Genomic DNA, 22,950 nt, shown 5'->3' on the forward strand with positions numbered 1-22,950 from the left:
AAGGAAGCGACCGCCTCAACCCTTGCCGAACGCCTTCTTGACCTTGTTGCGCAGGATGCGCGCCATGTTGCGCGTCTGGCGGTCACGCAGGAGCTGTGAGGCAGCGCGACGCGTCAACGTTTCGGAGCCGGGCGTCAGGCCGATGACCATGGTGCCCAGCGAGCGCCGTTCGCTCCACAGACGGCTGAGCACCGGATGATCCGGCACCGCGCAGGAATCGGTCGCGTCGATGTTCGGGTCCTCGAGATGCGTCTTGGTGGTCTCTATCATCAGCAGCATGCCGGGCGAGAAACGCGCGTGTTCCTCGTCATAGGCGGTTTTCCAGGTATAGGCGCAGCCGGATTCGACGAAGACCACGAGGCTCGCGATCGGTCGGCCGTCGAGATAGAGCGCATGTACGCGGCACAGGTCCTTTTCCGCCAGCCGGTGTGCCGCCTCGCGCGCGAAGGCTGCCCTGAAGCGATCAATCGCCATGGCGGTACGTGCCCGACCCTTCCAGCCCGAGGCCTCAAGTGCGAGGAATTCCTCAACCCCGCGCCGGACCTCGTCGGGCTGGCGGGCGATGCGGTATTCGAGCTGGCCCAGATCGGAGAGCCGCCTGCGCAGGCGCCGGAATTCGCCTGCATGGTGATTGCTGAGCGTGGACTTCACGTAGTCGTCGCCGCCGAGATCGCTGTGCAGATATGGCCGCTCCATCCTGTTGGTGATCTCCAGCGGCAGGTTGCGGCTTTCGGCAAGCGCGTTGACCATTGCCGCGAACGGGCCGTCGAGGCGCACTTCGGGCATGACGAACACCTTCGGCAGGTTCAGATGCGGGCGCGCCAGCATGCCGAAGAAGTCCTCGATCACGCCGGCCGGATCGTCGCTGTCGACGAGCGGCGTTCCAAGGGGGCCGAACGGGTGCGACCAGGTGCGCAGGATCGGCACGCCGAAAGGCGTCGTGGGCTTCTCGATGGTGAACGGCACCAGAAGGCGCAGGCGGCTGCGATATTCGGTGCCGTCGCGGATCACCGCGAGGCGGACGTCGCGATCCTCCAGGCGCGGCATGGCCGGCGCCAGGAAACGCGGATTGAAGAAGATGTTCGGCTCGACCGAGCGCGCGCAAAGATAATCGAGTTCCTCGACCAGTTCGAACCCGGCGGAAGCGGGGTAGATCGCCAGCTTGCGCGGCGGACGGCTGTCCATCTGCTCGATGAGGGCAGCGGGAACGCCTTCGGGTGTGTACTCGGCGAACTCCCCGATCATGCGGCCGGATGCGCTGCCGCTTAGTTCTTCAAGCATGGGGACTGCGGCCATCTAGGCGACTCCCATATTGTTTCGTCCCGGAAACGGAACAATCATGACAATTCCCAGCCTTCGCCAGACGGTGAATGACAGCATCGCCGCCTCGCACGCCATGGCGACCGCAGTGGAGATCGCCGCGCCCCACAGGCCGTAGAGCGGGATGAGGAACACGTTGAGGATGACGTTGAGGGCTAGGGTAGCGCCGTAGACGACGGCGCAGATGTTCTGGTTGCCGCTCATCGTCAGCAGGCTTTCCGCCGGGCCTACGGAGGCGCGGGCAACCACGCCCGCCACCAGCACGAACAGCAGCGGGTAGCCGGCATCGAAGCCCGGGCCGAACAGGGCCAGCATCGGCTTGCCGATGACCAGCACCGCCGCGCCCATGGCCAGCGACGGCCAGAAGGTCCACGCGACGGTTTCGCGGGCGAACGCCGCCAGCTTGTCGGGATTGCCGCCATGCGCGTACTGCGCATAGCGCTGCGCGACACCCGCCTTGACGGCGAAATAGACGAAATGAACCAGCGCCAGCGTTTTGACCGTGGCGAAATAGACGGCGACGTCGTCAGGTTTCATGTACCAGCCGACCATCAGCACGTCGGCATTGGTCAGCATGAAGAAGAAGCCTTCGACTAGGAAGATCGGCAGCGACACCACCACCCATTCGCGGATGCGGAACAATGGCGGCACGTCGCGCACTTCGCGGCCCGTCTGCGGAGCAATGGCGGCAAGCTGGAACAGGGTCGTCGCATAGGTCGCGACGATGGCGACGACGATGCCTGTCTTTGCGTCGGGCAGATAGCCTGCGAAGATCGCCGCGCCCATCAGCGCAAGGATCAGCACCGGGCGCAGCAGGTAGATCGGCGCCAATGCCAGAATGGCCCAGGAGTTCGCCCGCGCGGTGCCCTCGAGCGTATCGGAAAGTGCGATCATCGGCAGGCAGACGATGCCGAGATAGAACGGCACGACGTAGTAGCTCTCGATGGCGTCGGAGAACAGCCACAGGCCGATAAGGCCGGCAGCGGCGAATAGCGTCGAGGTGGCGAGCACGAAGGCGCGGCTTGCCGCCATCACGCCGCGCAGTTCGCCGAGGCGACCGCGCTCCCGGTATTCGGGTATGTAGCGCACGATGGAGGTGTGGAAGCCGAGGCACGAGAGGTTGCCGACGATGATCATCGTCGTCCAGACCAGCACGAAGATGCCGTATTCGAAGCCGCCCATCCAGCGGGCCATCATGATCTGGCTGATGAGCGCTATCGCTGCACTGACAATGCGGATTGCAAAGGCGGTCAGCGAGGTACGGCTTGCCTGACCGCGGTCGTCTGCGGTGAAGACCACGGAATCGAGTCGATCAAGGAACGGGCGTGCCCGTGCAGCCAGAGGCTCCGGCAGTAGCCGGTCGGCCGTCGATGCAGCGGAAAATCGCAACCCGATACACTCCGTCTCTTCGCGATGGTCACGGAACCCATAGCGCGGAGTCTTTAAGAAACGGTGAGACGGCGGCCGTCGAGCCCGGGCCAGAGGTGCTGCAACCGCTTCGAATCACGCCAAATGCCTGCTATTGGTTGCATCTCGGCACAACCTCCCGATGAGCGCGCGGCATGAACATTCTGGACAGGTTCACCCTCAAGGGTCAGGTCGCGATGGTTACCGGCGCAGGGCGCGGTCTCGGCTTCGAGATGGCGCGCGCATTCGCAGACGCCGGTGCGCATGTCGTTGTGACCGGCCGCACCACTGAAACCCTTGAAGCGGCGGCTCATTCAATCGTAGAGGCGGGCGGCAGTGCGGAGGCCGTAGCCTTCGACCTTACGGATGCGTCCGCGCGCGGCTCGGCCATTGACAGGATCGTCGACAGGCATGGACGCCTCGACATCCTCGTGAACAATGTCGGTGCGCGGGACCGTCGCCCTCTCACCGACTTCGAAGACAGGCATATCGCGGCGCTGCTCGACACGGATCTGCTTGCCGCCATCTCGCTGTCGCGCGATGCGGTCAAGGTTATGACTGCACAGGGCAGGGGCAGGCTGATCTTCGTCACCTCCATCGTCGGCGAGATGGCGATGCCGGGCGATGCCGTCTATCCGGTCGCCAAACAGGGACTGACCGGGCTGATGCGCAGCCTCGCGGTCGAATGCGGGGCGCACGGTATCACCAGCAACGCTATCGCGCCCGGCATGTTCGCCACCGAGACCAACGCAGCGCTGGCCGAGAACCCCGACATGGTCGCCTTCGCACGTCAGCGCGTGCCGCTGCAGCGATGGGGGCGGCCCGACGAGATCGCGGGCGCCGCACTCTTCCTTGCCAGCGATGCAGCTTCCTTCGTCAACGGCCATGTGCTGACCGTGGACGGTGGCATGTCGGTACGGATGTAGCGATCGCTTCAGGAGGTTCGGGCGGGGCCGGTAGGGATCATCGCGGCGACAGTGCGGTCGCCGGCCTTCTCACTCTTGGCGAGGCCCGCCGCAACGCCGATACGATCCGCTTCCGGCCGATTTTGGCTCATCTTGCGTTTGCCCTGCAGACGCACGATCGGCAGGCGCAGGCCAACGATGCCGCGAAGCTGCGCACCGATGAAGGCGTCCGGCGCATCTGTCACCGCCCATGGCTGCTCGCGCGATTTTTCGTGAAGCTCCGTCAGGCGGGTCACCACGTCGCGCAGGCGCTCTTCGTCCTCGAAGAATTCCACCGGTCCATAGGCATGCACGGCCTCGTAGTTCCATGTCGGCACGACCTTGCCGTGTTCCTGCTTGGTCGTATACCAGGAGGGGGTGACGTAGGCCTCGGCCCCGGCAAAGACGACCAGGGCGTCGTGAGCCGTGGGCAACTTCCACTGCGGATTGGCTTTGGCGACATGGCCGTAGAGCGTACCGAATTCGCCTTCGGTTTCGGCGAGCAGCAAGGGCAGGGGCGTTGCGACGAGCCCTTCCTCTGTGGCGGTTATGAGCGTCGCAAGCCGTGCCTCGCGCATGATCCGGCGCAGGATTGCGGGGTCGTCTTCGCGAAAAGCTGGTGGGGTATACATGAGGCCAGACTATCAGCCTCCCGCGTGTCAGCATAAGGCGGCTGCGCGGAGGCGTTGATGGGCCAGCTTCGGGCTCAGACCGCGCGGTCCATCCCCGGACCAAGCGCCTCGGGGATTTGTCTCGGGCCTTCTGCGCGCGGTCCTTGATGTCGCCGTCGCGACAGACGCTCTGCGGTGCGACAGGATTGCCCGCTGCGGTTGTATCAACTATAACATGTACCCATGGGGTTTTTGGGGCGAGTAGCGATCACGCTTCTGGTGCTGGTTTTTGCGATGTCCGCGCGGGCGGACATGTATCGGCGCGATTCGATTGCGTTCGACCGCGCCGGGCTCAGTTACGATCACTGGAACAAGAAGCCGCCGGAAGACTGGACACCGGTTTCCAGCAGCGAGGCACGGCTGGGGCTTCGCCTTCCGCTCGACTGGGACGAGCACTACAGGGTCCGGTTCGAGCAGTATTTCCAGCCCAACGTTTTCTACATGAACTCGTCTCTCCTGTGCAATTTCGCGCGCAGGAACCGGGACCAGAGGCGCGAAGCCGGGCGGCTGTTCCACGCCATGTATCTGCGGATGATGGAATTCGCCGAGAACGAGGATGGCCTGATCTTCATTCGCAGCGACTTTCCCTTTTCGCCCGGCGGCAACGCGCTATCCGGTACCGAGCAGGCTTTGGAAAGCGTGGCGAATTTCTTCGGTAAGACTCTCGTGCGCGATCACATGGAGGCGGGCTGGTCCAGCGCGATCGTCAACGGCTTCGTGATGGCGGGGCTCGTCAAGGCGCTCGATTGCTTCGACCGACCGGAATATCGCGAGACGCTCAAGGGGCTGGCGGCAGCCTATTCCCGTTTGCGCGTGGCGGGCCAGCCGGCGCCGGAGCGCTGGATTTCCTATGTCGATGAAGACGGATATCTGTGGTTCGAGGAATACCCGCTGACGGATGGCCGCCCCACGCTTGTTCTCAACGGACACATTTTCGCATTATTCGGCCTCGTCCTGTATGCTGACAAGATCGGTGACGAGAGCGTCGTTCCCCTGATCGAGGGCGGCCTCACCACCTTGCGCGACAATGGCGAACGTTTTCGCCGCGAAGGCCAGATCAATGCGTATTCGCTGCGGATCAAGGACTATGCCGACTACTCTCCCGATCGCACAGTCAGGCAGCAGTGCCAGCTCTATGCGATGACGGGAGAAGAGACCTTCCGCCGCCTGGCCTATGCATTCCGCACCGACATCGAGGCGTCCGGCCGCCCGGTGTCCGATTGGACCGTACGTCTTTGCGTGCAAAGCGCTGAACTCGCCGACTGAGTGAACGCACTCGCTATCGCTATCCAGCTTCCAGCCCGATTTGGCTGGCAATCACCTCGACCAGCCGGTCGAAGCCCGAGCCTGTGCCGACGACGCGCTGGTGTCTGTCCTCCGCGCTGCCCAGAAAGGCAAGTTGCTCGGTGTAGAGCATGAGCGTCTTCGCGCCGGCGGGTTGAAACTCGACGGTGGCCAGTGAGACGGATTGCCGGGTGCCGCCAAAACTCATCTGGAAAGCATAGATGATCCGGCGTTGCGGCTCGATGTCGAAATAGCGCGCGGCGAAGGTCTGTTCGTGGCCTTCTGGTGTGCGCCAGCGGCGCGTTTCGGTGCCGCCGACATGGAACTCGAAGACATCCTCCAGCACGGTCCAGTCCGGATGGCAGGCGTTCCAGCGCTGCTTCATCTCCGGGTCCGACCAGAAGCGGAACGCATGCTTCGGCCCGGTGGGCAACTCGCGCTCGACCACGAAGGTGGAATGGTGTGCTGCGCTCATGTCTCGTCTTCTCCTTCCGGGTTTTCGGCTATCGCCAGGACGAGGCGATCGAAGGCGGCGTTCATGGCGGTTTCGCGCTGGCGGACCCATGCGTTTATCGCGCCGAATGCCGCCGGATCGATGCGATAGGTTCGTGTGCGGCCGGCCTTTGTCGAGACGACGATGCCGCCCTTTTCGAGTACGCGGAGATGCTTGAGGGCAGAGGGCAGGCCCATGCCGGCGGGTTCCGCCAGTTCCTTGACCGTCGCCGGGCCGATGCTCAGCCGGTCGACCATGCCGCGCCGGCCCGGATCGGCCAACGCGGTGAAGATGTGGTCCAGCTTTCGTTCGCCCGTCCCCGTCATGCTTTCCACTCGCCACGCAGGAAGTGCGCCGGCATGGCGTCGCGATAGGGGAACATCGAAAAATAGGGCAGGGCCCCGTCCAGCGTGCGGCTTACGGAGGGGCGCGCCAGCAGCCGTTCGAAATAGGCTTGCAGGTTGGTATGGCCGGGGTCGAAGGGATGCACGATCGATGCGAAGAACAGCGCCGGCGCGGCCGCGCAGTCGGCTATCGTGAAGCTGTCGCCGGTCGCCCATTCCCTTGCGGCCAGATGTACGTCGGCCATGGCGTAGGACGTATCCAGCGACTGCCGCGCATCCGCAACGCCTGTGGGGTCCGTCGCGCCATGCGGGCGGATGCGGTCGAGGACGATCTTCTGCATCGGTACGCTGACGTAGAGATCGAAGAAGCGATCCCAAAGCCGCACGTCCAGCGCAGCTTCAGCATCAGGCGGCAGCAGCGGCATCCGACCGGGATAGTGCCGCTGGAGATATTCGATGATGATGGTCGTTTCAGGCACGACACGGTCGCGTGTCTGGTCGTGCAACACCGGGATCTTGCCGACCGGCCACCGCGCCAGCAGCTCGGCTGCCGAGCCCGGATCACCCAGATCGACAGTGACCGGTTCGAAAGCCGTATCGTTCTCGTAAAGCGCGATCAGCACCTTGTGGCAGAACGAAGCCAGCGGATGAAGATAGAGCGTCAGGCCCATGGAGAACCTCGATAGTTTCTGTTGTCGGAAACTATCGAGGTAAAGGTGTGAAGGCAAGCAGAAAGTTTCCGCAGCTGGAAACTTTCATGCCGCTCTATCCGGCGCGACGAACCGGGTGGTTCGTTCGGTTTCGCCGGAAAGCCGCCCCGCCGTCAGGCGAACGCGCCGTGGCAGTGTTTGAACTTCTTGCCCGAGCCGCAGGGGCAGACCTCGTTGCGGCCGACCTTGCCCCAGGTAGAGGGATCGGCTGGATCGCGCTGCTCGGCCGGCACGATGCGGTTGTCGGCAGGTGCGAGCGCCAGTGCGGTCTCGCCGAAATCGTCCTCGCCGGTGGTGGCGTCGATATGTTCGCCGCGCATGGCGGCAGGCGCCTGCGGGGGCGGTGCGTCGGCGGCCTCGCGCACCAGTTCCACGCGCATGAGCTGCGACGTGACAACCTGGCGCAGATTGGCCAGCATCGCCTGGAACAGCTCGAAGGCTTCGGTCTTGTATTCCTGCAGCGGATCGCGCTGCGCATAGCCGCGGAAGCCGACGACCGAACGCAGGTGATCGAGATTGACCAGATGCTCGCGCCACAGATGGTCGAGCGTCTGCAGCACGATTGACTTCTCGACATAGGCCATGATGTCGGGGCCGAACCGTTCCGCACGCTCGGCGGCGGCCTTGTCGGCGGCTTCCATGATGCGCTCGCGGATCTGCTCCTCGTCGATGCCTTCTTCGGCCGCCCATTCGGCGACAGGCAGGTCGAGGTTGAGATAGGCGGTCACGCCTTCCTTCAGCCCGTCGAGGTCCCACTGTTCGGCATATGCGTTTTCGGGGATGTGCTTTGAAACGAGTTCCTCGACGACATCCTGACGCATCTCGGCGACGGTTTCGCCGAGGTTCTCGCCGTCCATCAGCTCGATGCGCTGCTCGAAGACGACCTTGCGCTGGTCGTTCATCACGTCATCGAACTTCAGCAGGTTCTTGCGGATGTCGAAGTTGCGCGCCTCGACCTTCTTCTGCGCCTTTTCAAGCGCCTTGTTGATCCAGGGATGGATGATGGCCTCGTCTTCCTTGAGGCCGAGCTTCTGCAGCATGCCGTCCATGCGGTCGGAGCCGAAGATGCGCATCAGGTCGTCCTGGAGCGACAGGAAGAATTTCGACCGGCCGGGGTCGCCCTGACGGCCTGAGCGACCGCGAAGCTGGTTGTCGATACGACGGCTTTCGTGGCGCTCGGTGGCGAGCACGTAGAGCCCGCCGGCGTCCAGCGCCTGCTGCTTGAGCTTCGCGATGTCCTCGCGGATCGCCTTTTCCTTCGCGTCGCGCTCGGGACCCTCTGCCATGTCGGCGAGTTCCTGCGCGATGCGCATGTCGGCGTTGCCGCCAAGCTGGATATCGGTGCCGCGGCCAGCCATGTTGGTGGCGATGGTGATCGAACCGGGACGGCCCGCCTGTGCGACGATAACGGCTTCCTGCTCATGGTGGCGGGCGTTGAGCACCTGGAAGTCCTTGAAGCCCTCAGCGCGCAGGCGTTCGGCCAGATGCTCCGACTTTTCGATCGACGTGGTGCCGACCAGGGTCGGCTGGCCCTTGGCGTGCGCCTCGCGGATTTCACGCACGATCGCCTTGTATTTTTCCTCGACCGTCCGGTAGACCTCGTCGTCCTCGTCGATGCGGGAAACGGGGAGGTTGGTCGGAATCTCGGAGACTTCCAGCCCATAGATGTTGCCGAACTCCTCCGCCTCCGTCAGCGCGGTGCCGGTCATGCCGGCCAGCTTGTCGTACATGCGGAAATAGTTCTGGAAAGTGATCGAGGCCAGTGTTTGGTTCTCGGGGTGGATCTTGACGTGTTCCTTGGCTTCCAACGCCTGGTGGAGGCCTTCGGAGAACCGGCGGCCAGGCATCATGCGGCCGGTGAATTCATCGATGATGACCACCTCGCCGTTGCGGACGATGTAGTCCTTGTCGCGCTGGAACAGGCGATGCGCCTTCAGCGCGTTGTTGACGTGGTGCACGATGGCGACGTTCTCGACGTCGTAGAGCGACTCGCCCTTGAGCATGCCGGCTTCGCGCAGCATGTTTTCGAGCTTTTCGGTGCCTTCCTCGGTAAAGGTCGCCGTGCGCTGCTTCTCGTCGATCTCGTAATCGCCTTCGTCCAGCTTCGGGATGAAGGTGTCGATCGAATTATAAAGTTCCGATCGATCATCGAGCGGGCCGGAAATGATGAGCGGCGTGCGCGCCTCGTCGATCAGGATCGAGTCCACCTCGTCGACGATGGCGTAGTTGTGGCCGCGCTGCACCATCTGGGCGCGATCGTATTTCATGTTGTCGCGCAGATAGTCGAAGCCGAGCTCGTTGTTGGTGGCGTAGGTCACGTCGCAGGCGTAGGCGGCCTTGCGTTCCTCGTCGGAAAGGCCGTGGACGATGACGCCGGTGCTCAGCCCGAGAAAGCCATAGACGCGGCCCATCCATTCGGCGTCGCGGCTGGCAAGGTAATCGTTGACGGTTACGACATGCACGCCCTTGCCCGACAGCGCGTTCAGATAGACGGGCAGGGTGGCGACCAGCGTCTTGCCCTCACCGGTGCGCATCTCGGAAATGCCGCCGTCATTAAGAACCATGCCGCCGATAAGCTGAACGTCGAAGGGGCGCAGTCCGAGGGCGCGCCTTGCAGCTTCGCGGGCTACCGCGAAGGCCGGCACCAGAAGGTCGTCGAGCGACTTGCCGCCGGCGATTTCCTGCCGGAACTCTTCGGTCTTGGCCCGGAGCGCCTCATCGGAGAGGGCTTCCATCTCCTTTTCCAGCGCATTGATCGCCTCTACGCGAGGCCGGAAGCCCTTGATGCGACGGTCGTTGGACGAACCGAAAATCTTGCGGGCGAGAGAGCCAAAGCTGACCATCAAAGGTCCTTTCAGAACGGATTGCCGGGCGGTGCCTCGGCAAGGCCCGCTACGGACGGTGCTGGCGGGCCGGAAAACGGAGGAAAGCGCCTCAAATAGCTTCTGGACGCCAAGTCGAAGGACAGATAAGAGGGGCCACAACCGATGTCAACGTTGCTTCCCCGGCATGGAGCAAGCGGAAAATCGCCACATTTTGGCTGGTTGAAGGGGCAACGCCCCATACCTTCATTCCCCTCACTGGAGAGTTTCTGATGAAGCACACGTCCCGTCGCCTGTCATTCGTTCGCCTCGGCGCGGCCGCAGCCATTCTGGCCCTTGCCGGCACTGCCGCCATGGCCCAGGAGAACGCGGTCGTTGCAACGGTGAACGGACAGCCCATCACGGAGACCGATCTGGAGATCGCGATTTCCGATCTGGAGCAGCAGTTCGCGCAGCTGCCCGCCGAGCAGCGTCGCGCCGCCGCACTCTCCGCCGTGATCGAAATCAGGCTGCTGGCGGCAGAGGCCGAGGGCAAGGGCCTTGCAGACGGTGATGATTTTGCGCGCCGCATGGACATGCTGCGCCAGCGCGCGCTCCACAGCGCCTATATCGAGCAGGAAGTTGCCGCGCTCGTCACCGATGAGGCAGTCCGCGCCCGCTATGACGAGGAGATCGCCAAGATCCCGGCCAGCGAAGAAGTGCGCGCCCGCCATATTCTCGTAGAGACCGAGGAAGAAGCCCGCGAAATCATCAAGCAGCTCGACGAGGGCGGCGATTTCGAGGCGATTGCCAAGGAGAAGTCGACCGACGGCGCAGCCGCGCAGGGCGGCGACCTGGGCTATTTCGGCGCCGGCCAGATGGTGCCCGAATTCGAGAAGGCCGCGTTTGCGATGGAAGTCGGCGCGCATTCCGCCGAGCCGGTCAAGTCGCAGTTCGGCTGGCACGTCATCAAGCTCGAGGACAAGCGCGCCAAGCAGCCGCCGGCATTCGAGCAGGTTTCTGGCCAGCTCCGCTCGGTGCTTCTGCGCGACGCCTATATGAAGGTCGTCAACGACCTGCGTGCTGCCGCCGATGTCGAGATCGAGGACGAGGCGCTGAAGGCCATGCTCGAGCCCGCCGCGGGTGAAGATGCTGCCGAGGGCGAGACGCCTGCCGAAAAGCCGGCCGAATAACGCCCAAGCAGATCTGATCTTAAATGAGGTGAGGGGCGCATTGAGGCGCCCCTTGCTGTTTAAGGCAGCGTTTCCGCTGAGGATTGACTGCCTGTCTTGACGATCCCGCAGAGCATCACCCTCGCGGCAGCGCGCACGGCCTCGTCCGTCTCGTCCAGCCTGCCGGTCAGGAGGTGTGACCAGGCGTATGCGGAGATCAGGTCGGCCACCACCAGCGGGTCGACCTCGCTGCCGACCTCGCCGCGGCGCTGCGCGCGCGCGATCATGCCTCCGGTCTGCACGCGGCGATCCCGCGCGTAGCCGGCAAGCGCCTCGGCTGCCTTCTCGTCGGACTGGGCCTCGGCGATGATGGATCGGAAGATGCTGCCGGAAGGTGTGTCGCGCCAGTGGCTGAGAAGCCGCTTCAGGAAACGCACGATGTCCTCCTCAACCGAGCCTGTGTCGGGATAGACGACATCGCGCTTCTGCCGTTGGTAGACGTCGAGCAGCAGCGCGGCCTTGCTCGGCCACCAGCGATAGATCGTCGGCTTCCCCGCTCTGGCCCTGCGCGCCACGGCCTCGATGGAAAAGCCGCGATGGCCTTCCTCCATGAGCACGCTTTCAGCTGCCTCCAGAATGGCCTCGGCGCTTTTCGGGTTTCTCCTGGCGCCTATCGAACGGCGCGCTTCGTCTTCGGTCACTGGCAGTCCTCCTGCACGCAGGATAGCAGGCCTCTTGACAAAACGAAACGGCCCGTTTTATATAACGGAACGTTCCGTTCCTATTAAAGCGCTCCAAAGTCGCCCGCCGCGTCACAGGCGGGGTCTTTCAATCGTCTTCCATCGACATCCGCACAATCTGGAGAAATGACATGACCTTGACCGCCCATAACCCGGCATCCACCCCAACCGCCACGCAGGCGCCTTCGCGCTTTTCCCGTCCGCGCTTCGCCGTTCTGGTTGCGCTCGGCGTCTATCCGCTCATCACGGGCCTGCTCTACCTGATCTTCCCGCTTACGGACGGCTGGCTGCTATGGCAGCGCACCCTCCTCATCGTGCCGATCATGGTGACCACGATGGTGTGGGGTTTGATCCCGGGGGTGCAGAAGCATTTCCGCGGCTTTCTCAACCCGCAAAGTTAGCGCGTCGGGACGGGCGGCGGTGCAAAACGCCTTGCGCCGCCGGGACATATCGGGCAAACGACGCCTTTCTCACCCTTGCCCATCGAGTTGCCATGTCGGACACCGTTTCGCCCCTCGCACCCCGCAAGCAACCCAGGATGCCGGCGGTGCCCGGCGTTCGTATCGCGACCGCCCAGGCCGGCATCAAGTACAAGGGCCGCACCGATCTGCTGGCCATGGTGTTCGACGAAGGCACGACGGTTGCGGGCGTCTTTACCCGTTCCAAATGCCCGTCCGCACCGGTGGAATTCTGCCGCGCCAATCTGCCCGGCGGCAGCGCCCGCATCCTCGTCGTCAATTCCGGCAATGCCAACGCCTTCACCGGAAAGCGCGGCCGCGAGACGACGGCGGCGACCGCCGCGGCGGCCGGCAAGGCCACGGGCTGTGCGGAAAGCGAGGTGTTCCTCGCTTCGACCGGCGTCATAGGTGAGCCGCTCGATCCGGCCAGGTTCGCCCATCTTCTCGACGACCTCGTCGACCGGGCCGAGCCTGGCATGTGGGCCGAGGCCGGCAAGGCGATCATGACCACCGATACCTATCCGAAATATGCCACAGCCAAGGTGCTGCTGGGCGATGTGGAGGTGACCATCAACGGCATCGCCAAGGGTGCCGGCATGATCGCGCCCGATATGGCGACGATGCTGTCCTTCGTGGCCACCGACGCCCCGATCGATGCGCCGGTGCTGCAGGACATGCTGTCGAAGGGCGTCGGGAAGACCTTCAACGCGGTGACGGTCGACAGCGATACGTCGACCAGCGACACGCTGATGCTGTTTGCCACGGGGGCTGCCGAGACGTCCGGTGCGCCGCGCATCAGCGATCCCAAGGATGCGCGGCTTTCGCAGTTCCGCCGCGCGCTTAACCGCATGCTCAAGAATCTTGCGCTGCAGGTGGTGCGCGACGGCGAGGGCGCGCGCAAGCAGGTCGAAGTAACCGTTACCGGGGCGAAGTCGGCGCGCTCGGCCAAGCGCGTGGCGCTGTCGATCGCCAATTCGCCGCTGGTCAAGACGGCGATTGCCGGCGAGGACGCCAATTGGGGTCGTGTCGTCATGGCCGTCGGCAAGGCCGGCGAACCCGCCGACCGCGACCTGCTCGCCATCTGGTTCGGCGGCATCCGGGTTGCGCACGAAGGCGAGCGCGATCCTGCCTATTCAGAGGCGGAGACCTCTGCCTACATGAAGCAGGACGAGATCGTGATCCGCGTCGATCTTGGGCTCGGACGCGGCAAGGCAACGGTGTGGACCTGCGATCTGACCAAGGAATATGTCGCCATCAACGGCGACTACAGGAGCTGAGGCACGCCGCTTGATGGAAACCGGACGCCCATCCCCGGCAGACCTGCCCACCGTGCGGCGGTTCGAGGCCGCCGGTTTCAGGGCCTGGCCGGCGACGACCGTCTATTACGACGGAGCGTGGGCGGTAAGGCTGACCGGCGGGCATCCGGCCAAGCGTCTCAATTCCGTCAATCCGCTGGACCCGGGCGACGATGGACGTGTTCCCGAACGCGTCGCACGTGCGGCACGGCGCTTCGCCGCCTACGGCCGGCCGCTGACGTTCCGCATGTCGCCACTCGCCGGTCGGGGGGTTACGAAGCATTTCGATGACGAGGGCTGGAGCAGCTTCTCCACTTCGCTTGTCATGCGGGCAAAGCTCGAAGACCGTTTGCTGCGCGACGCCATGCATCAGATTCCGCTGAAGGACATCGGCCGGTTTATCAATGCGGCGATCGCCATTCGCAATCTCGATCCAGTGCTGCAGCCGGGGCTGTCCGAAATCATCGGTTCGATCCAGCCCCAGGTGGGGCTGTTCGTGCTCGAAGAGAACGGGACGCCGGTCTCGACCGCAATCTGCGTGCGCGACGGCGACCTTGCCGGCCTGTTCGAGGTGGCGACCGAGGAAAGCCAGCGCGGCAAAGGTTACGGCCGGCGCACACTGCTGTCGGCACTGAAATGGGCGCGTGCGCAGGGTGCCCGCAGCGCCTGGCTGCAGGTAGAGGCGGATAACGACCAGGCCATCGGGCTCTATCGATCGATGGGCTTCGGCGACCTCTACAGCTATCATTACCGCCAGCCCCCCGCGTCGGAGACCGCATGAGCCAGCCGGAGGAATCGAAGCGGCTGCTGCTCGTCGCCGCCTGCGCGCTGGTCGATGGCGACGGGCGCGTGCTGATAGCGCAGCGCCCGGAGGGCAAGCAACTCGCCGGCATGTGGGAGTTTCCGGGCGGCAAGGTCGAGCCGGGCGAGACGCCCGAGGAGACGGTTGTGCGCGAGCTGCGCGAGGAACTGGCGATCGAAACCAAGGTCGCATGTCTCGCGCCGCTGACCTTTGCCAGCCACGCCTATGAGAGCTTCAACCTGCTGATGCCGCTTTTCGTCTGCCGTCGCTACTGGGGCATTCCGCAGGCGCAGGAAGGGCAGGCGCTGAAATGGGTGCGCCCGAACAAGCTGCGCGACTATCCGATGCCGCCGGCGGACGAGCCGCTCATCCCCTTCCTGATCGACCTTCTTTAGCTGACCGCCTCGCCGCGGATCGTTAATCAATCCTTCAGAGCCATATGAAATTTTGAGTAAACGGGCGGGCTTTCCGTCCCGGTACCTGGCCTTTGGCAGGAAGGAAAGCGATGTCGTTTCGTGACGATTGGGAAGCGCCGCGCCAAGCGCGTGGATGGAACATCGGTCCGGCGGGCATGGGCGCGCTGCGCGTCGCGCTGCTGTTCGGGTCGGCTGCTGTCGCTCTCGCGCTCATCCTGACACCGATGCTCGAAGACCGGACGCGCAACATGGCCTATTCGGCCTATCCCGGCGGCCTCGACATGATGCCGACAGGCTCCATCGGCCAGCGTTCCAATCCAGGCGAATATACGATCCGCCGCAGCGTCCTGCAGCCGTCGCCGAACGCCGTCTGCATCATTCGCGGCAACGGCATGCGCACGGGCGATTGTTGATCTGCCGTTAACCCTGCCGGTTAACGGTTTGGTTCAAGCCCTGACGTATAGTGACTGCATCGACCCCCAGCCAACTGGACACGAGGCGATGCTGGTCAGATTTATCAAGGACGAATGCGGCGCGACCGCAATCGAATACGGCCTCATCGTGGCGGTTCTGTCGCTCGCGATTGTGGGCAGCCTCGGCTTGTTGATGAACAACATCGAAAACAACTTCGATTACATCAGCAATATCGTGACCGATTCCAGCAGCGGCAATTAGCCCCTAACGCTCAGCCGTCCTTTTCTTCGCCAAGCACCTTTGCCAGCGAAACCGTCGCGCTGCCGGGTTTCAGGGGCTTCTGCTGCGATGAATGCGGCGCCCAACCTGAAAGCCAGATTGTCGAGAAGGTCGCCCGAATGCGCCCGTCCGGGTCCGAAAACCGTTCCGCGTAGATTTCGGCCGCGCGCATGAACAGCGCGCGCGTTGCCGGCTTGCGGCTGCGTCCAGCAAGTGCATTGGTCGCGCCCATAGCCCGCAGGTCGCGCATCAGCGCAAACATGGAATCGTAGCGCACCGTCACCGTTTCGAGGTCTGCGACCGGCAGCGCGAAACCGGCCCGCTGCAATAAAGCGCCGGCATCGCGGACATCGGTGAAGGGAGAGACCCGCGGGCTCGCGCCGCCGTGAAGCTCGGTCTCGGCCGCCAGCAGCGCCTCACGCAGTTCGCCCAGCGTCCCGGCGCCCGCCATGCAACCCAGAAACAGCCCGTCGGGCCGCAACGCGCGGCGGATCTGCACCAGCATGCCAGGCACGTCGTTCATGTCTTGCAGCGCATAGAGCGAGACGACGAGGTCGAGGCTTTCAGGTTCGAAGGGCAGGGTCTCCTGCGGAGCGACCTCGCCCGCGCCCTGCGCGAGCAGGGCCGCGTCGGCCTCCACACGTCCGATCGTTTCGGCCTTGCCGCTTGCCGAGACGGCGTCCGATGCCTCGGAGGTTATCGAGAAAAGCGACACGGCGCGGTCGAAACGGCGTTCCACGGCCGCCAGCCGGTCTTCGAGATCGCCCGCCGCGCGTTGCATCAGGAAGCCGGCGCCCGCATCGGCGATGCGCAGCGCACGGCGCTTCTTCGCCAGCAGGCTGTCATGATCGAAGATCGGTTCCATGAAACTCCTCGGTGCAACCGGATGGTGCCGGATCGCCGGCATCTCTGATATGGTGCCGGCGGGGTGGGATTTCTCGTGGCCGATCGCGGGGCGGAGTTCAAGAGGTGGAAGGAAGTGCTGGCGAATTTGCCGGCGCGCATCCTGTTTCCGCCCGTATGCGCCGGCTGCCGAAGGCTGGTCGCCGCGCCTGGCACGCTGTGCGGCCAGTGCTGGCCGACGCTTCGCTTCATCGAGCGGCCATGGTGCGAGGTACTTGGAACACCGTTCTCGCACGAGATCGGCGAGGGCATCCTGTCTGCGGACGCCATCGCGAATCCGCCGCCATTCGCGCGCGCCCGCTCGGCGGTCGTCTATGAAGGGGCGGCGCGGCAGATGGCGCTGGGGCTCAAGTTCCGCGACCGCACCGAGCTCGGTCCCTGGATGGCGCGCTGGATGATGCGGGCCGGCGGCGAGCTTGTCGCCGATGCCGATGTCATCGTGCCGGTGCCGCTGCATCGCAGGCGCTTCTTCTGGCGCCGCTTCAACCAGTCGGCCGAGCTTGCGCGTGCGATCGGCGTGCAGTCCGGCAAGCCGTTCGCGCCCGACGCGGTCATTCGCGTGCGGCCGACGCGCCAGCAGGTCGGGCTTGGCGCGCGGGAGCGCGAAACCAACGTGCGCGGTGCATTTCGTGTGCCCACGGAGGCTGAGATCCTGGTGCGCGGGCGCAGGGTCCTGCTGGTCGACGACGTCTACACGACCGGGACCACGGTTTCAGCCGTGACCCGCGCGCTCAAGCGGGGTGGCGCCGCCGAGGTCGACGTGCTGACTTTCGCGCGGGTTCTGCCGGGGGACTTCCGGCCGGACGACGCCGGGACTATATGAAGGTTACAAGACAAACAGGACCGACCATGGCCGAAGTCACGATCTATACGCGCATGATGTGCGGCTACTGTGCCGCCGCCAAGCGCCTGCTCGACAACAAGGGCGTTGCCTATACCGAACACGACGCAAGTTTCTCGCCGGATCTGCGGCAGGAAATGATCAGCCGTGCCAACGGGGGCAGCACGTTTCCGCAGATATTCATTGGCGATACCCATGTCGGCGGCTCCGACGATCTTCATGCGCTGGAGCGCAGCGGCCGGCTCGATGCGCTTCTCGCAGGTGGGCAGGACTAGGAGGGCGGCATGGAGACGGTGAGGGTTGCAGCGTTGCAGATGCGCTCGGGCATGGACCCGGCGCGCAATGCCGCGGATTTCGAGGCGCTTGTGCGCGAGGCGGCTGGCAAGGGCGCGGTCTATGTGCAGTCGCCGGAGATGACCGGCGCGCTAGTGCGCGACCGGGCAGCGCTGAAGGTGCTGCTAAAACCCGAGGCCGACGACATCATCGCACGCAAGGCCGCGGCACTGGCTGGCGAACTCGGTATCTTCGTCCATGTCGGCTCTACCGCGATCGCGCGGCCGGACGGCAAGGTCGCCAATCGGGGCTTCGTCTTCGGGCCGGATGGCGCGAAGCTCGCCACCTACGACAAGATCCACATGTTCGACGTCGACCTCGACAATGGCGAAAGCTGGCGCGAGTCGGCCACCTACGAGCCGGGTACGGCCAGCACCGTCGTCGACGTGCCGTTCGGCCGGCTCGGCATGGCGGTGTGCTACGATTTGCGCTTCCCGCAGCTTTTCCGCGCCCAGGCGCTGGAAGGTGCGCACATCCTCACCGTGCCGGCTGCCTTCACGCGGCAGACGGGCGAGGCGCACTGGCACGTGCTGCAAAGGGCGCGCGCGATCGAAAACGGCGCGTTCGTCATCGCCGCCGCGCAGGGCGGGCTGCACGAGGATGGCCGCGAGACCTATGGCCACTCGCTCATCGTCGATCCGTGGGGCCGCGTGCTTGCCGAGGCCGATCATGACGAGCCCGCCGTGGTGATCGCCGATCTCGACATGGCCGCGTCCGCAGCGGCGCGGGCCAAGGTGCCCAATCTCAAGAACGCGCGCGAGTTCCGCGTCGAGGCATCGGGTGGTGCTGCGCAGCAGAGGCGGGCGTCATGATCCGCTTCCAGCTCTGCTGCGACGCCGATCACGAATTCGATGGCTGGTTCCGCAACGGCGACGATTTCGACACCCAGAAGAAGCGCGGGCTGGTTTCCTGTCCGGTGTGCCACTCGGCCAAGGTCGAGAAGATGCTGATGGCGCCTGCTGTCTCAACCGGCCGCAAGAAGGAAACCATGGCGCTCGCCATGGGCGAGCAGCAGCGCAAGGCGATCGCGCAGCTCAAAGCGCTGGCCGAGAAGGTGCGCGAGAACGCCGATTATGTGGGCGACAAGTTCGCCGAGGAGGCCCGCAAGATCCATTTCGGCGAGACCGAGGCGCGCGGCATCTATGGCGAAGCGACGCCGGACGAAGCGCGCGAGCTGGTCGAGGATGGCGTAGAGTTCATGCCGATCCCGGTGTTCCCGGACGACCAGAACTAGAGTGCAGCGACCCTACTGCGCCGTCTTCTCGGCTAGCACCATGTAGTTGACGTCCATGTCCTTCGAGCGCTGCCAGCGGTCGGAGAGGGGGTTGTAGGTCACGCCGGTGCGGTCGATCACCCCCATGCCGGCGGCGGTCAGCGCGCGTTCCAGCTCTTCCGGCCGCACCAGCTTGCCATATTGGTGGGTGCCGCGCGGCAGCCAGCGCAGCACGTATTCCGCGCCGACGATGGCCAGCCCCAGCGCCTTGAGCGTGCGGTTGATGGTGGCCACGAACATGATGCCGCCCGGCTTGACGAGATCGGCGCATTTGTCGACGAAAAAGTCGACGTCGGTGACGTGCTCGACCACTTCCATGTTGAGCACGACGTCGAACTGCTCGCCGGCATCCGCCAGAGCCTCGGCTGTGGTGGCACGATAGTCGATCGTCACGCCGCTTTCGGCCGCGTGCAGCTTCGCAACCTCGATATTGGTTTCCGACGCGTCCGCGCCGACTACCTCGGCCCCCAGCCGCGCCATCGGCTCGCACAGGAGCCCGCCGCCGCAACCGATGTCGAGGATGCGAAGGCCGCTGAAGGGCTTTGCCGCGCGGGGATCGCGGCCAAATCTGGTCGCCACATGATCGCGGATATAGGCGAGGCGGACGGGATTGAACTTGTGCAGCGGACGGAACTTGCCGTTGGGGTTCCACCATTCCTGCGCGAGCGCGGAGAAGCGCTCCACTTCGGCGGAATCAATGGTCGTTCGTCGGGCTTCTGGCATCGGTGGGTCTCCCTCTCGAGGCAATCAAGTCGGGCGCAAGAGCCAGAATGTCAAGCCGCGATGACGTCACGCAGGGGCTCCCGCCATATCCATGGCGGTTCATGTCAGTAGGGTGGCCGGGGCGTGCGGCGAAGGATTGCGCTCGCGCGGTACGAACCTATATGCGCATTTCCCGCCCGCCTTATTTGAGGCTTTTTCATGCCCCCCGCCGTTTCCATCACCAATCTTTCCAAGACCTATGCGACCGGTTTCACCGCGCTCAAAGGGGTCGACCTCGAAGTCCGCAAGGGCGAAATCTTCGCGCTGCTGGGGCCGAACGGCGCCGGCAAGACGACGCTGATCGGCATCGTCTGCGGCATCGTCAACGCCACCGGCGGCACGGTGCTCGTTTCGGGCCACGACGTCGTTTCAGAGTACCGCAAGACGCGCTCGCTGATCGGCCTGGTGCCGCAGGAAGTCTCGATCGACGCGTTCGAGAGCGTGTGGAACACCGTCTCGTTCAGCCGCGGCCTGTTCGGGAAGGGGCCGAACCCCGCCCACATCGAAAAGGTGCTCAAGGCGCTGTCCCTGTGGGACAAGAAGGACGAGAAGGTGCTCAACCTTTCCGGCGGCATGAAGCGGCGCGTGCTGATCGCCAAGGCGCTGTCGCACGAGCCCGAAATCCTGTTCCTCGACGAGCCGACGGCCGGCGTCGATGTCGAGCTGCGCCGGGACATGTGGGAAATGGTGCGCGGCCTGCGGGAGACCGGCGTCACCATCATCCTGACCACCCATTATATCGAGGAAGCCGAGGAGATGGCCGACCGCATCGGCGTCATCAACCATGGCGAGATTATCCTGGTAGAGGAGAAGCGCACGCTTATGCGCAATCTGGGAAAGAAGCAGCTTCGGCTGGAGCTCTTGTCTCCGGTCGATGCCATCCCCGAGGCGCTTGCCGGGCGCGGGCTGGAGCTCGCCGACGGCGGCGCCACGCTTGTCTATTCCTACGACACCCATGGCGAGCGCACCGGCATAACCGCGCTGCTGGGCGACCTCAATCAGGCCGGCCTGCGCTTCCGCGATCTGGAGACGCGCCAGAGCTCGCTCGAGGAAATCTTCGTCAATCTGGTGAAGGAGCGGGCATGAACCTGCACGCCGTCAAGTCGATCTACATGTTCGAGATGGCGCGGACGTTCCGCACCGTCATGCAGTCGATCATCTCTCCGGTCATCTCGACCTCGCTCTATTTCGTCGTGTTCGGGGCGGCCATCGGCTCGCGCATCGAGCAGATCGGCGGCGTCAGCTACGGCGCCTTCATCGTGCCCGGCCTCATCATGATGTCGCTGCTGACGCTATCGATCTCCAACGCGTCCTTCGGCATCTATTTCCCGAAATTCACCGGCACCATCTACGAGGTGCTGTCGGCACCGATCTCCTATGGCGAGATCGTGCTCGCCTATGTAGGTGCTGCCGCCACCAAGTCGATCATGATCGGGCTGGTGATCCTGGCCACCGCCGCGTTCTTCGTCGATCTGCGCATCGAACATCCGTTCATGATGCTGCTTTTCCTGGTGCTGACCGCCGTCACCTTCTCGCTGTTCGGCTTCATCATCGGCATCTGGGCCGACGGGTTCGAGAAGCTGCAGATCGTGCCGCTGCTGATCGTCATGCCGCTCGCTTTCCTTGGCGGCACCTTCTATTCGATCGACATGCTGCCGCCCGTCTGGCAGACGATCTCGCTTGGCAATCCGGTGGTCTATCTCGTCAGCGGCTTCCGCTGGAGCTTCATCGGCACGTCGGACGTCAATATCGGCATCAGCCTGGCGATGACGCTGTTCTTCCTCGTCGCATGCCTCGCGATCGTCGCGTGGATATTCCGGACCGGATACAAGCTGAAGACCTGAGCGGCTGCCGCCGCCGTCCCAAGGGGCGGCATGTCCTTGCGCGGCAACCCGCTTTTCGCTATGGAACGCGCGCACTTCCAGCCCTTCGTTTCCGGGGCTCTCATCTTGACGGCGAGGGGCGTTGCCGCCCAGCGTCACTTCGCAGGGACTGATCGCTTCCATGGCGCGCATCGTGATGAAATTCGGCGGGACTTCGGTCGCCGACATCGCCCGCATCCGCAACGTGGCGCGGCACGTCAAACGCGAGGTGGAGGCCGGCCATGAGGTCGCGGTGGTCGTGTCGGCGATGTCCGGCAAGACCAACGAGCTCGTCGGCTGGGTCAAGGATGCCTCGAAGGCCGAGGGCTCCAACTTCAACATCTACGATGCGCGCGAATACGACACCGTGGTCGCTTCCGGCGAACAGGTCACGTCGGGCCTGCTGGCGCTCGTGCTGCAGTCGATGGGCGTGCATGCGCGCTCGTGGCAGGGTTGGCAGATCCCGATCAGGACCGACAACGCGCATGGTGCCGCCCGCATCGCAGACATCGACGGATCCTTCCTCGTCCAGCGCTTCGGCGAGGGACAGGTGGCCGTCATCGCCGGCTTCCAGGGCATCGGCCCCGACAACCGTATCGCGACGCTGGGGCGCGGCGGGTCCGATACCAGTGCGGTTGCGATCGCGGCGGCCGTGAAGGCAGACCGCTGCGACATCTACACCGATGTCGACGGTGTCTATACGACCGACCCGCGCATCGAGCCCAAGGCCCGGCGGCTTGCCAGGATCTCCTTCGAGGAGATGCTTGAAATGGCCTCGCTCGGCGCCAAGGTGCTGCAGGTGCGGTCGGTCGAACTGGCGATGGTGCACAAGGTGCGCACCTTCGTGCGGTCTTCCTTCGAGGATCCGGACGCGCCCGGAATGGGCGATATCGACAATCCGCCCGGAACCCTCATTTGTGACGAGGATGAAATCGTGGAACAACAGGTCGTCACCGGTATCGCCTACGCCAAGGACGAAGCGCAAATCTCGCTGCGACGGGTCTCCGACCGTCCGGGCGTCGCCGCCGGCATCTTCGGGCCGCTGGCCGAGGCCGGCATCAATGTCGACATGATCGTCCAGAACATCTCCGAGGACGGCTCGTTCACCGACATGACCTTCACGGTGCCGTCCGCAGATGTCGGCAAGTCGCTTTCCGTGCTCGAAAAGGTCAAGGAAACGATCGGCTACGACGCCGTGCAGCACGACGATGGCATGTCCAAGGTCTCCGTCATCGGCATCGGCATGAGAAGCCATGCCGGTGTCGCCGCGACCGCCTTCAAGGCGCTGTCGGAAAAGGGCATCAACATCCGTGCCATCACCACGTCCGAGATCAAGATCTCGATCCTGATCGACGGTCCTTATACGGAACTCGCCGTTCGCACTTTGCATTCCGTCTACGGTCTCGATAAGCAGTAGACGACGATA

The 22,950-nt window shown here is 64.2% G+C and carries 26 protein-coding genes; 16 read left to right on the plus strand and 10 right to left on the minus strand.

The annotated features are described in order from the left end of the window. Window positions 1-15 precede the first annotated feature (15 nt). Together V1479_RS16065 and V1479_RS16070 are read right to left on the minus strand one after the other, a co-directional pair. Window positions 16-1,296 carry a GNAT family N-acetyltransferase gene (locus V1479_RS16065; protein WP_368803805.1) on the minus strand — a complete coding sequence of 427 codons (1,281 nt, stop codon included), beginning with the start codon at window positions 1,294-1,296 and terminating at the stop codon, window positions 16-18. After that, window positions 1,297-2,709, minus strand: coding sequence for a lipopolysaccharide biosynthesis protein (locus V1479_RS16070; protein ID WP_368803806.1), 1,413 nt, complete (start codon window positions 2,707-2,709; stop codon window positions 1,297-1,299). 173 nt (window positions 2,710-2,882) lie between these two features. Here V1479_RS16070 and V1479_RS16075 point away from each other — a divergent pair, with 173 nt between their 5' ends. Next, window positions 2,883-3,653: an SDR family oxidoreductase gene (locus V1479_RS16075; RefSeq protein WP_368803807.1), complete on the plus strand. Its 771-nt coding sequence runs from the start codon at window positions 2,883-2,885 to the stop codon at window positions 3,651-3,653. 8 nt (window positions 3,654-3,661) lie between these two features. On the opposite strand, the gene V1479_RS16080 is transcribed toward V1479_RS16075, so the two are convergent. Beyond that, window positions 3,662-4,303, minus strand: a complete 642-nt coding sequence (locus V1479_RS16080) for an FMN-binding negative transcriptional regulator (protein ID WP_368803808.1) — start codon at window positions 4,301-4,303, stop codon at window positions 3,662-3,664. Between the two features lie 273 nt (window positions 4,304-4,576). On the opposite strand from V1479_RS16080, the gene V1479_RS16085 reads away from it, so the two are divergent. After that, on the plus strand, window positions 4,577-5,608 hold the full coding sequence (locus V1479_RS16085; protein ID WP_368803809.1) for a D-glucuronyl C5-epimerase family protein: 1,032 nt from the start codon (window positions 4,577-4,579) through the stop codon (window positions 5,606-5,608). A gap of 19 nt (window positions 5,609-5,627) precedes the next feature. On the opposite strand, the gene V1479_RS16090 is transcribed toward V1479_RS16085, so the two are convergent. The 4 genes from V1479_RS16090 to secA all read right to left on the minus strand — a co-directional run bounded on the left by V1479_RS16090 (window position 5,628) and on the right by secA (window position 10,016). Continuing rightward, entirely contained in the window at window positions 5,628-6,101 is a 474-nt protein-coding gene (locus tag V1479_RS16090; RefSeq protein WP_368803810.1) for an SRPBCC family protein, read from the minus strand. Next, the gene (locus V1479_RS16095; protein ID WP_368803811.1) at window positions 6,098-6,445 is read right to left on the minus strand and encodes an ArsR/SmtB family transcription factor; all 348 of its coding nucleotides are present in this window, start codon (window positions 6,443-6,445) and stop codon (window positions 6,098-6,100) included. The genes V1479_RS16090 and V1479_RS16095 overlap by 4 nt, the downstream gene beginning before the upstream one ends. Beyond that, window positions 6,442-7,134, minus strand: coding sequence for a glutathione S-transferase family protein (locus V1479_RS16100; RefSeq protein WP_368803812.1), 693 nt, complete (start codon window positions 7,132-7,134; stop codon window positions 6,442-6,444). The genes V1479_RS16095 and V1479_RS16100 overlap by 4 nt, the downstream gene beginning before the upstream one ends. Window positions 7,135-7,286: 152 nt before the next feature. Further along, window positions 7,287-10,016 carry a preprotein translocase subunit SecA gene (secA, locus tag V1479_RS16105; RefSeq protein ID WP_368803813.1) on the minus strand — a complete coding sequence of 910 codons (2,730 nt, stop codon included), beginning with the start codon at window positions 10,014-10,016 and terminating at the stop codon, window positions 7,287-7,289. Window positions 10,017-10,267: 251 nt separating this feature from the next. Here secA and V1479_RS16110 point away from each other — a divergent pair, with 251 nt between their 5' ends. Next, complete coding sequence (locus tag V1479_RS16110) at window positions 10,268-11,167, plus strand: peptidylprolyl isomerase (protein WP_368803814.1); 900 nt, start codon at window positions 10,268-10,270, stop codon at window positions 11,165-11,167. A gap of 59 nt (window positions 11,168-11,226) precedes the next feature. Here the strand turns inward: V1479_RS16110 and V1479_RS16115 are convergent, their stop codons facing one another. Beyond that, on the minus strand, window positions 11,227-11,847 hold the full coding sequence (locus tag V1479_RS16115; RefSeq protein WP_368803815.1) for a TetR/AcrR family transcriptional regulator: 621 nt from the start codon (window positions 11,845-11,847) through the stop codon (window positions 11,227-11,229). A 170-nt stretch (window positions 11,848-12,017) separates the two neighbouring features. Here V1479_RS16115 and V1479_RS16120 point away from each other — a divergent pair, with 170 nt between their 5' ends. The 6 genes from V1479_RS16120 (at window position 12,018) to V1479_RS16145 (ending at window position 15,532) form a co-directional block, all read left to right on the plus strand. Continuing rightward, window positions 12,018-12,287 (plus strand): putative antibiotic biosynthesis monooxygenase, encoded by a 270-nt coding sequence (locus V1479_RS16120; RefSeq protein WP_368803816.1) that lies wholly within the window; start codon window positions 12,018-12,020, stop codon window positions 12,285-12,287. A gap of 92 nt (window positions 12,288-12,379) precedes the next feature. Beyond that, the gene (gene argJ, locus V1479_RS16125; protein WP_368803817.1) at window positions 12,380-13,621 is read left to right on the plus strand and encodes a bifunctional glutamate N-acetyltransferase/amino-acid acetyltransferase ArgJ; all 1,242 of its coding nucleotides are present in this window, start codon (window positions 12,380-12,382) and stop codon (window positions 13,619-13,621) included. A gap of 13 nt (window positions 13,622-13,634) precedes the next feature. Then, window positions 13,635-14,420, plus strand: a complete 786-nt coding sequence (locus V1479_RS16130; protein ID WP_368803818.1) for a GNAT family N-acetyltransferase — start codon at window positions 13,635-13,637, stop codon at window positions 14,418-14,420. After that, a complete protein-coding gene (gene mutT, locus V1479_RS16135) occupies window positions 14,417-14,836 on the plus strand; it encodes an 8-oxo-dGTP diphosphatase MutT (RefSeq protein WP_368803819.1) in 420 nt (139 codons plus the stop codon). Before V1479_RS16130 ends, mutT begins: the two co-directional genes overlap by 4 nt. A 110-nt stretch (window positions 14,837-14,946) precedes the next feature. Continuing rightward, window positions 14,947-15,270 (plus strand): hypothetical protein, encoded by a 324-nt coding sequence (locus V1479_RS16140; protein ID WP_173189632.1) that lies wholly within the window; start codon window positions 14,947-14,949, stop codon window positions 15,268-15,270. Between the two features lie 88 nt (window positions 15,271-15,358). Further along, entirely contained in the window at window positions 15,359-15,532 is a 174-nt protein-coding gene (locus tag V1479_RS16145; RefSeq protein ID WP_173189634.1) for a Flp family type IVb pilin, read from the plus strand. Between the two features lie 10 nt (window positions 15,533-15,542). Here the strand turns inward: V1479_RS16145 and V1479_RS16150 are convergent, their stop codons facing one another. After that, window positions 15,543-16,415, minus strand: a complete 873-nt coding sequence (locus V1479_RS16150; protein WP_368803820.1) for a methyltransferase domain-containing protein — start codon at window positions 16,413-16,415, stop codon at window positions 15,543-15,545. Between the two features lie 75 nt (window positions 16,416-16,490). Here V1479_RS16150 and V1479_RS16155 point away from each other — a divergent pair, with 75 nt between their 5' ends. From V1479_RS16155 to V1479_RS16170, 4 genes are read left to right on the plus strand one after another with little or no spacing between them, the layout of a single operon-like run. Further along, window positions 16,491-17,276: a ComF family protein gene (locus V1479_RS16155; protein WP_438620600.1), complete on the plus strand. Its 786-nt coding sequence runs from the start codon at window positions 16,491-16,493 to the stop codon at window positions 17,274-17,276. Window positions 17,277-17,302: 26 nt separating this feature from the next. Beyond that, window positions 17,303-17,569 carry a glutaredoxin 3 gene (gene grxC, locus V1479_RS16160; protein ID WP_173189640.1) on the plus strand — a complete coding sequence of 89 codons (267 nt, stop codon included), beginning with the start codon at window positions 17,303-17,305 and terminating at the stop codon, window positions 17,567-17,569. A gap of 9 nt (window positions 17,570-17,578) precedes the next feature. After that, window positions 17,579-18,439: a carbon-nitrogen hydrolase family protein gene (locus V1479_RS16165; protein ID WP_368803821.1), complete on the plus strand. Its 861-nt coding sequence runs from the start codon at window positions 17,579-17,581 to the stop codon at window positions 18,437-18,439. After that, entirely contained in the window at window positions 18,436-18,861 is a 426-nt protein-coding gene (locus tag V1479_RS16170; RefSeq protein WP_368803822.1) for a DUF1178 family protein, read from the plus strand. Before V1479_RS16165 ends, V1479_RS16170 begins: the two co-directional genes overlap by 4 nt. A gap of 12 nt (window positions 18,862-18,873) precedes the next feature. Here V1479_RS16170 and ubiG read toward each other — a convergent pair whose 3' ends face one another. Beyond that, the gene (gene ubiG / locus V1479_RS16175) at window positions 18,874-19,623 is read right to left on the minus strand and encodes a bifunctional 2-polyprenyl-6-hydroxyphenol methylase/3-demethylubiquinol 3-O-methyltransferase UbiG (RefSeq protein WP_173189646.1); all 750 of its coding nucleotides are present in this window, start codon (window positions 19,621-19,623) and stop codon (window positions 18,874-18,876) included. Window positions 19,624-19,821: 198 nt separating this feature from the next. Between ubiG and V1479_RS16180 the strand changes: the two genes are divergently transcribed. The 3 genes from V1479_RS16180 to V1479_RS16190 all read left to right on the plus strand — a co-directional run bounded on the left by V1479_RS16180 (window position 19,822) and on the right by V1479_RS16190 (window position 22,941). Continuing rightward, the gene (locus V1479_RS16180) at window positions 19,822-20,748 is read left to right on the plus strand and encodes an ABC transporter ATP-binding protein (protein ID WP_368803823.1); all 927 of its coding nucleotides are present in this window, start codon (window positions 19,822-19,824) and stop codon (window positions 20,746-20,748) included. Further along, window positions 20,745-21,506, plus strand: coding sequence for an ABC transporter permease (locus tag V1479_RS16185; RefSeq protein WP_173189649.1), 762 nt, complete (start codon window positions 20,745-20,747; stop codon window positions 21,504-21,506). The genes V1479_RS16180 and V1479_RS16185 overlap by 4 nt, the downstream gene beginning before the upstream one ends. A gap of 160 nt (window positions 21,507-21,666) precedes the next feature. Then, window positions 21,667-22,941, plus strand: a complete 1,275-nt coding sequence (locus tag V1479_RS16190; protein ID WP_368803951.1) for an aspartate kinase — start codon at window positions 21,667-21,669, stop codon at window positions 22,939-22,941. Window positions 22,942-22,950 lie beyond the last annotated feature (9 nt).

The sequence above is a fragment of the Neoaquamicrobium sediminum genome (assembly GCF_040970315.1).
Classification (GTDB): domain Bacteria; phylum Pseudomonadota; class Alphaproteobacteria; order Rhizobiales; family Rhizobiaceae; genus Aerobium; species Aerobium sediminum.

What these genes read in the sequence shown, in the direction of transcription:
- V1479_RS16065 (WP_368803805.1), bottom strand. Translation starts at nt 1,296, where the DNA reads ATGGCCGCAGTCCCCATGCTTGAAGAACTAAGCGGCAGCGCATCCGGC.
- secA (WP_368803813.1), bottom strand. Translation starts at nt 10,016, where the DNA reads ATGGTCAGCTTTGGCTCTCTCGCCCGCAAGATTTTCGGTTCGTCCAAC.
- V1479_RS16145 (WP_173189634.1), top strand. Translation starts at nt 15,359, where the DNA reads ATGCTGGTCAGATTTATCAAGGACGAATGCGGCGCGACCGCAATCGAA.
- V1479_RS16120 (WP_368803816.1), top strand. Translation starts at nt 12,018, where the DNA reads ATGACCTTGACCGCCCATAACCCGGCATCCACCCCAACCGCCACGCAG.
- V1479_RS16095 (WP_368803811.1), bottom strand. Translation starts at nt 6,445, where the DNA reads ATGACGGGGACGGGCGAACGAAAGCTGGACCACATCTTCACCGCGTTG.
- V1479_RS16190 (WP_368803951.1), top strand. Translation starts at nt 21,667, where the DNA reads ATGGCGCGCATCGTGATGAAATTCGGCGGGACTTCGGTCGCCGACATC.
- V1479_RS16085 (WP_368803809.1), top strand. Translation starts at nt 4,577, where the DNA reads ATGTCCGCGCGGGCGGACATGTATCGGCGCGATTCGATTGCGTTCGAC.
- V1479_RS16100 (WP_368803812.1), bottom strand. Translation starts at nt 7,134, where the DNA reads ATGGGCCTGACGCTCTATCTTCATCCGCTGGCTTCGTTCTGCCACAAG.
- V1479_RS16150 (WP_368803820.1), bottom strand. Translation starts at nt 16,415, where the DNA reads ATGGAACCGATCTTCGATCATGACAGCCTGCTGGCGAAGAAGCGCCGT.
- V1479_RS16080 (WP_368803808.1), bottom strand. Translation starts at nt 4,303, where the DNA reads ATGTATACCCCACCAGCTTTTCGCGAAGACGACCCCGCAATCCTGCGC.
- V1479_RS16075 (WP_368803807.1), top strand. Translation starts at nt 2,883, where the DNA reads ATGAACATTCTGGACAGGTTCACCCTCAAGGGTCAGGTCGCGATGGTT.
- V1479_RS16090 (WP_368803810.1), bottom strand. Translation starts at nt 6,101, where the DNA reads ATGAGCGCAGCACACCATTCCACCTTCGTGGTCGAGCGCGAGTTGCCC.
- V1479_RS16185 (WP_173189649.1), top strand. Translation starts at nt 20,745, where the DNA reads ATGAACCTGCACGCCGTCAAGTCGATCTACATGTTCGAGATGGCGCGG.
- V1479_RS16165 (WP_368803821.1), top strand. Translation starts at nt 17,579, where the DNA reads ATGGAGACGGTGAGGGTTGCAGCGTTGCAGATGCGCTCGGGCATGGAC.
- argJ (WP_368803817.1), top strand. Translation starts at nt 12,380, where the DNA reads ATGTCGGACACCGTTTCGCCCCTCGCACCCCGCAAGCAACCCAGGATG.
- V1479_RS16130 (WP_368803818.1), top strand. Translation starts at nt 13,635, where the DNA reads ATGGAAACCGGACGCCCATCCCCGGCAGACCTGCCCACCGTGCGGCGG.
- V1479_RS16140 (WP_173189632.1), top strand. Translation starts at nt 14,947, where the DNA reads ATGTCGTTTCGTGACGATTGGGAAGCGCCGCGCCAAGCGCGTGGATGG.
- V1479_RS16180 (WP_368803823.1), top strand. Translation starts at nt 19,822, where the DNA reads ATGCCCCCCGCCGTTTCCATCACCAATCTTTCCAAGACCTATGCGACC.
- V1479_RS16170 (WP_368803822.1), top strand. Translation starts at nt 18,436, where the DNA reads ATGATCCGCTTCCAGCTCTGCTGCGACGCCGATCACGAATTCGATGGC.
- ubiG (WP_173189646.1), bottom strand. Translation starts at nt 19,623, where the DNA reads ATGCCAGAAGCCCGACGAACGACCATTGATTCCGCCGAAGTGGAGCGC.
- V1479_RS16110 (WP_368803814.1), top strand. Translation starts at nt 10,268, where the DNA reads ATGAAGCACACGTCCCGTCGCCTGTCATTCGTTCGCCTCGGCGCGGCC.
- mutT (WP_368803819.1), top strand. Translation starts at nt 14,417, where the DNA reads ATGAGCCAGCCGGAGGAATCGAAGCGGCTGCTGCTCGTCGCCGCCTGC.
- grxC (WP_173189640.1), top strand. Translation starts at nt 17,303, where the DNA reads ATGGCCGAAGTCACGATCTATACGCGCATGATGTGCGGCTACTGTGCC.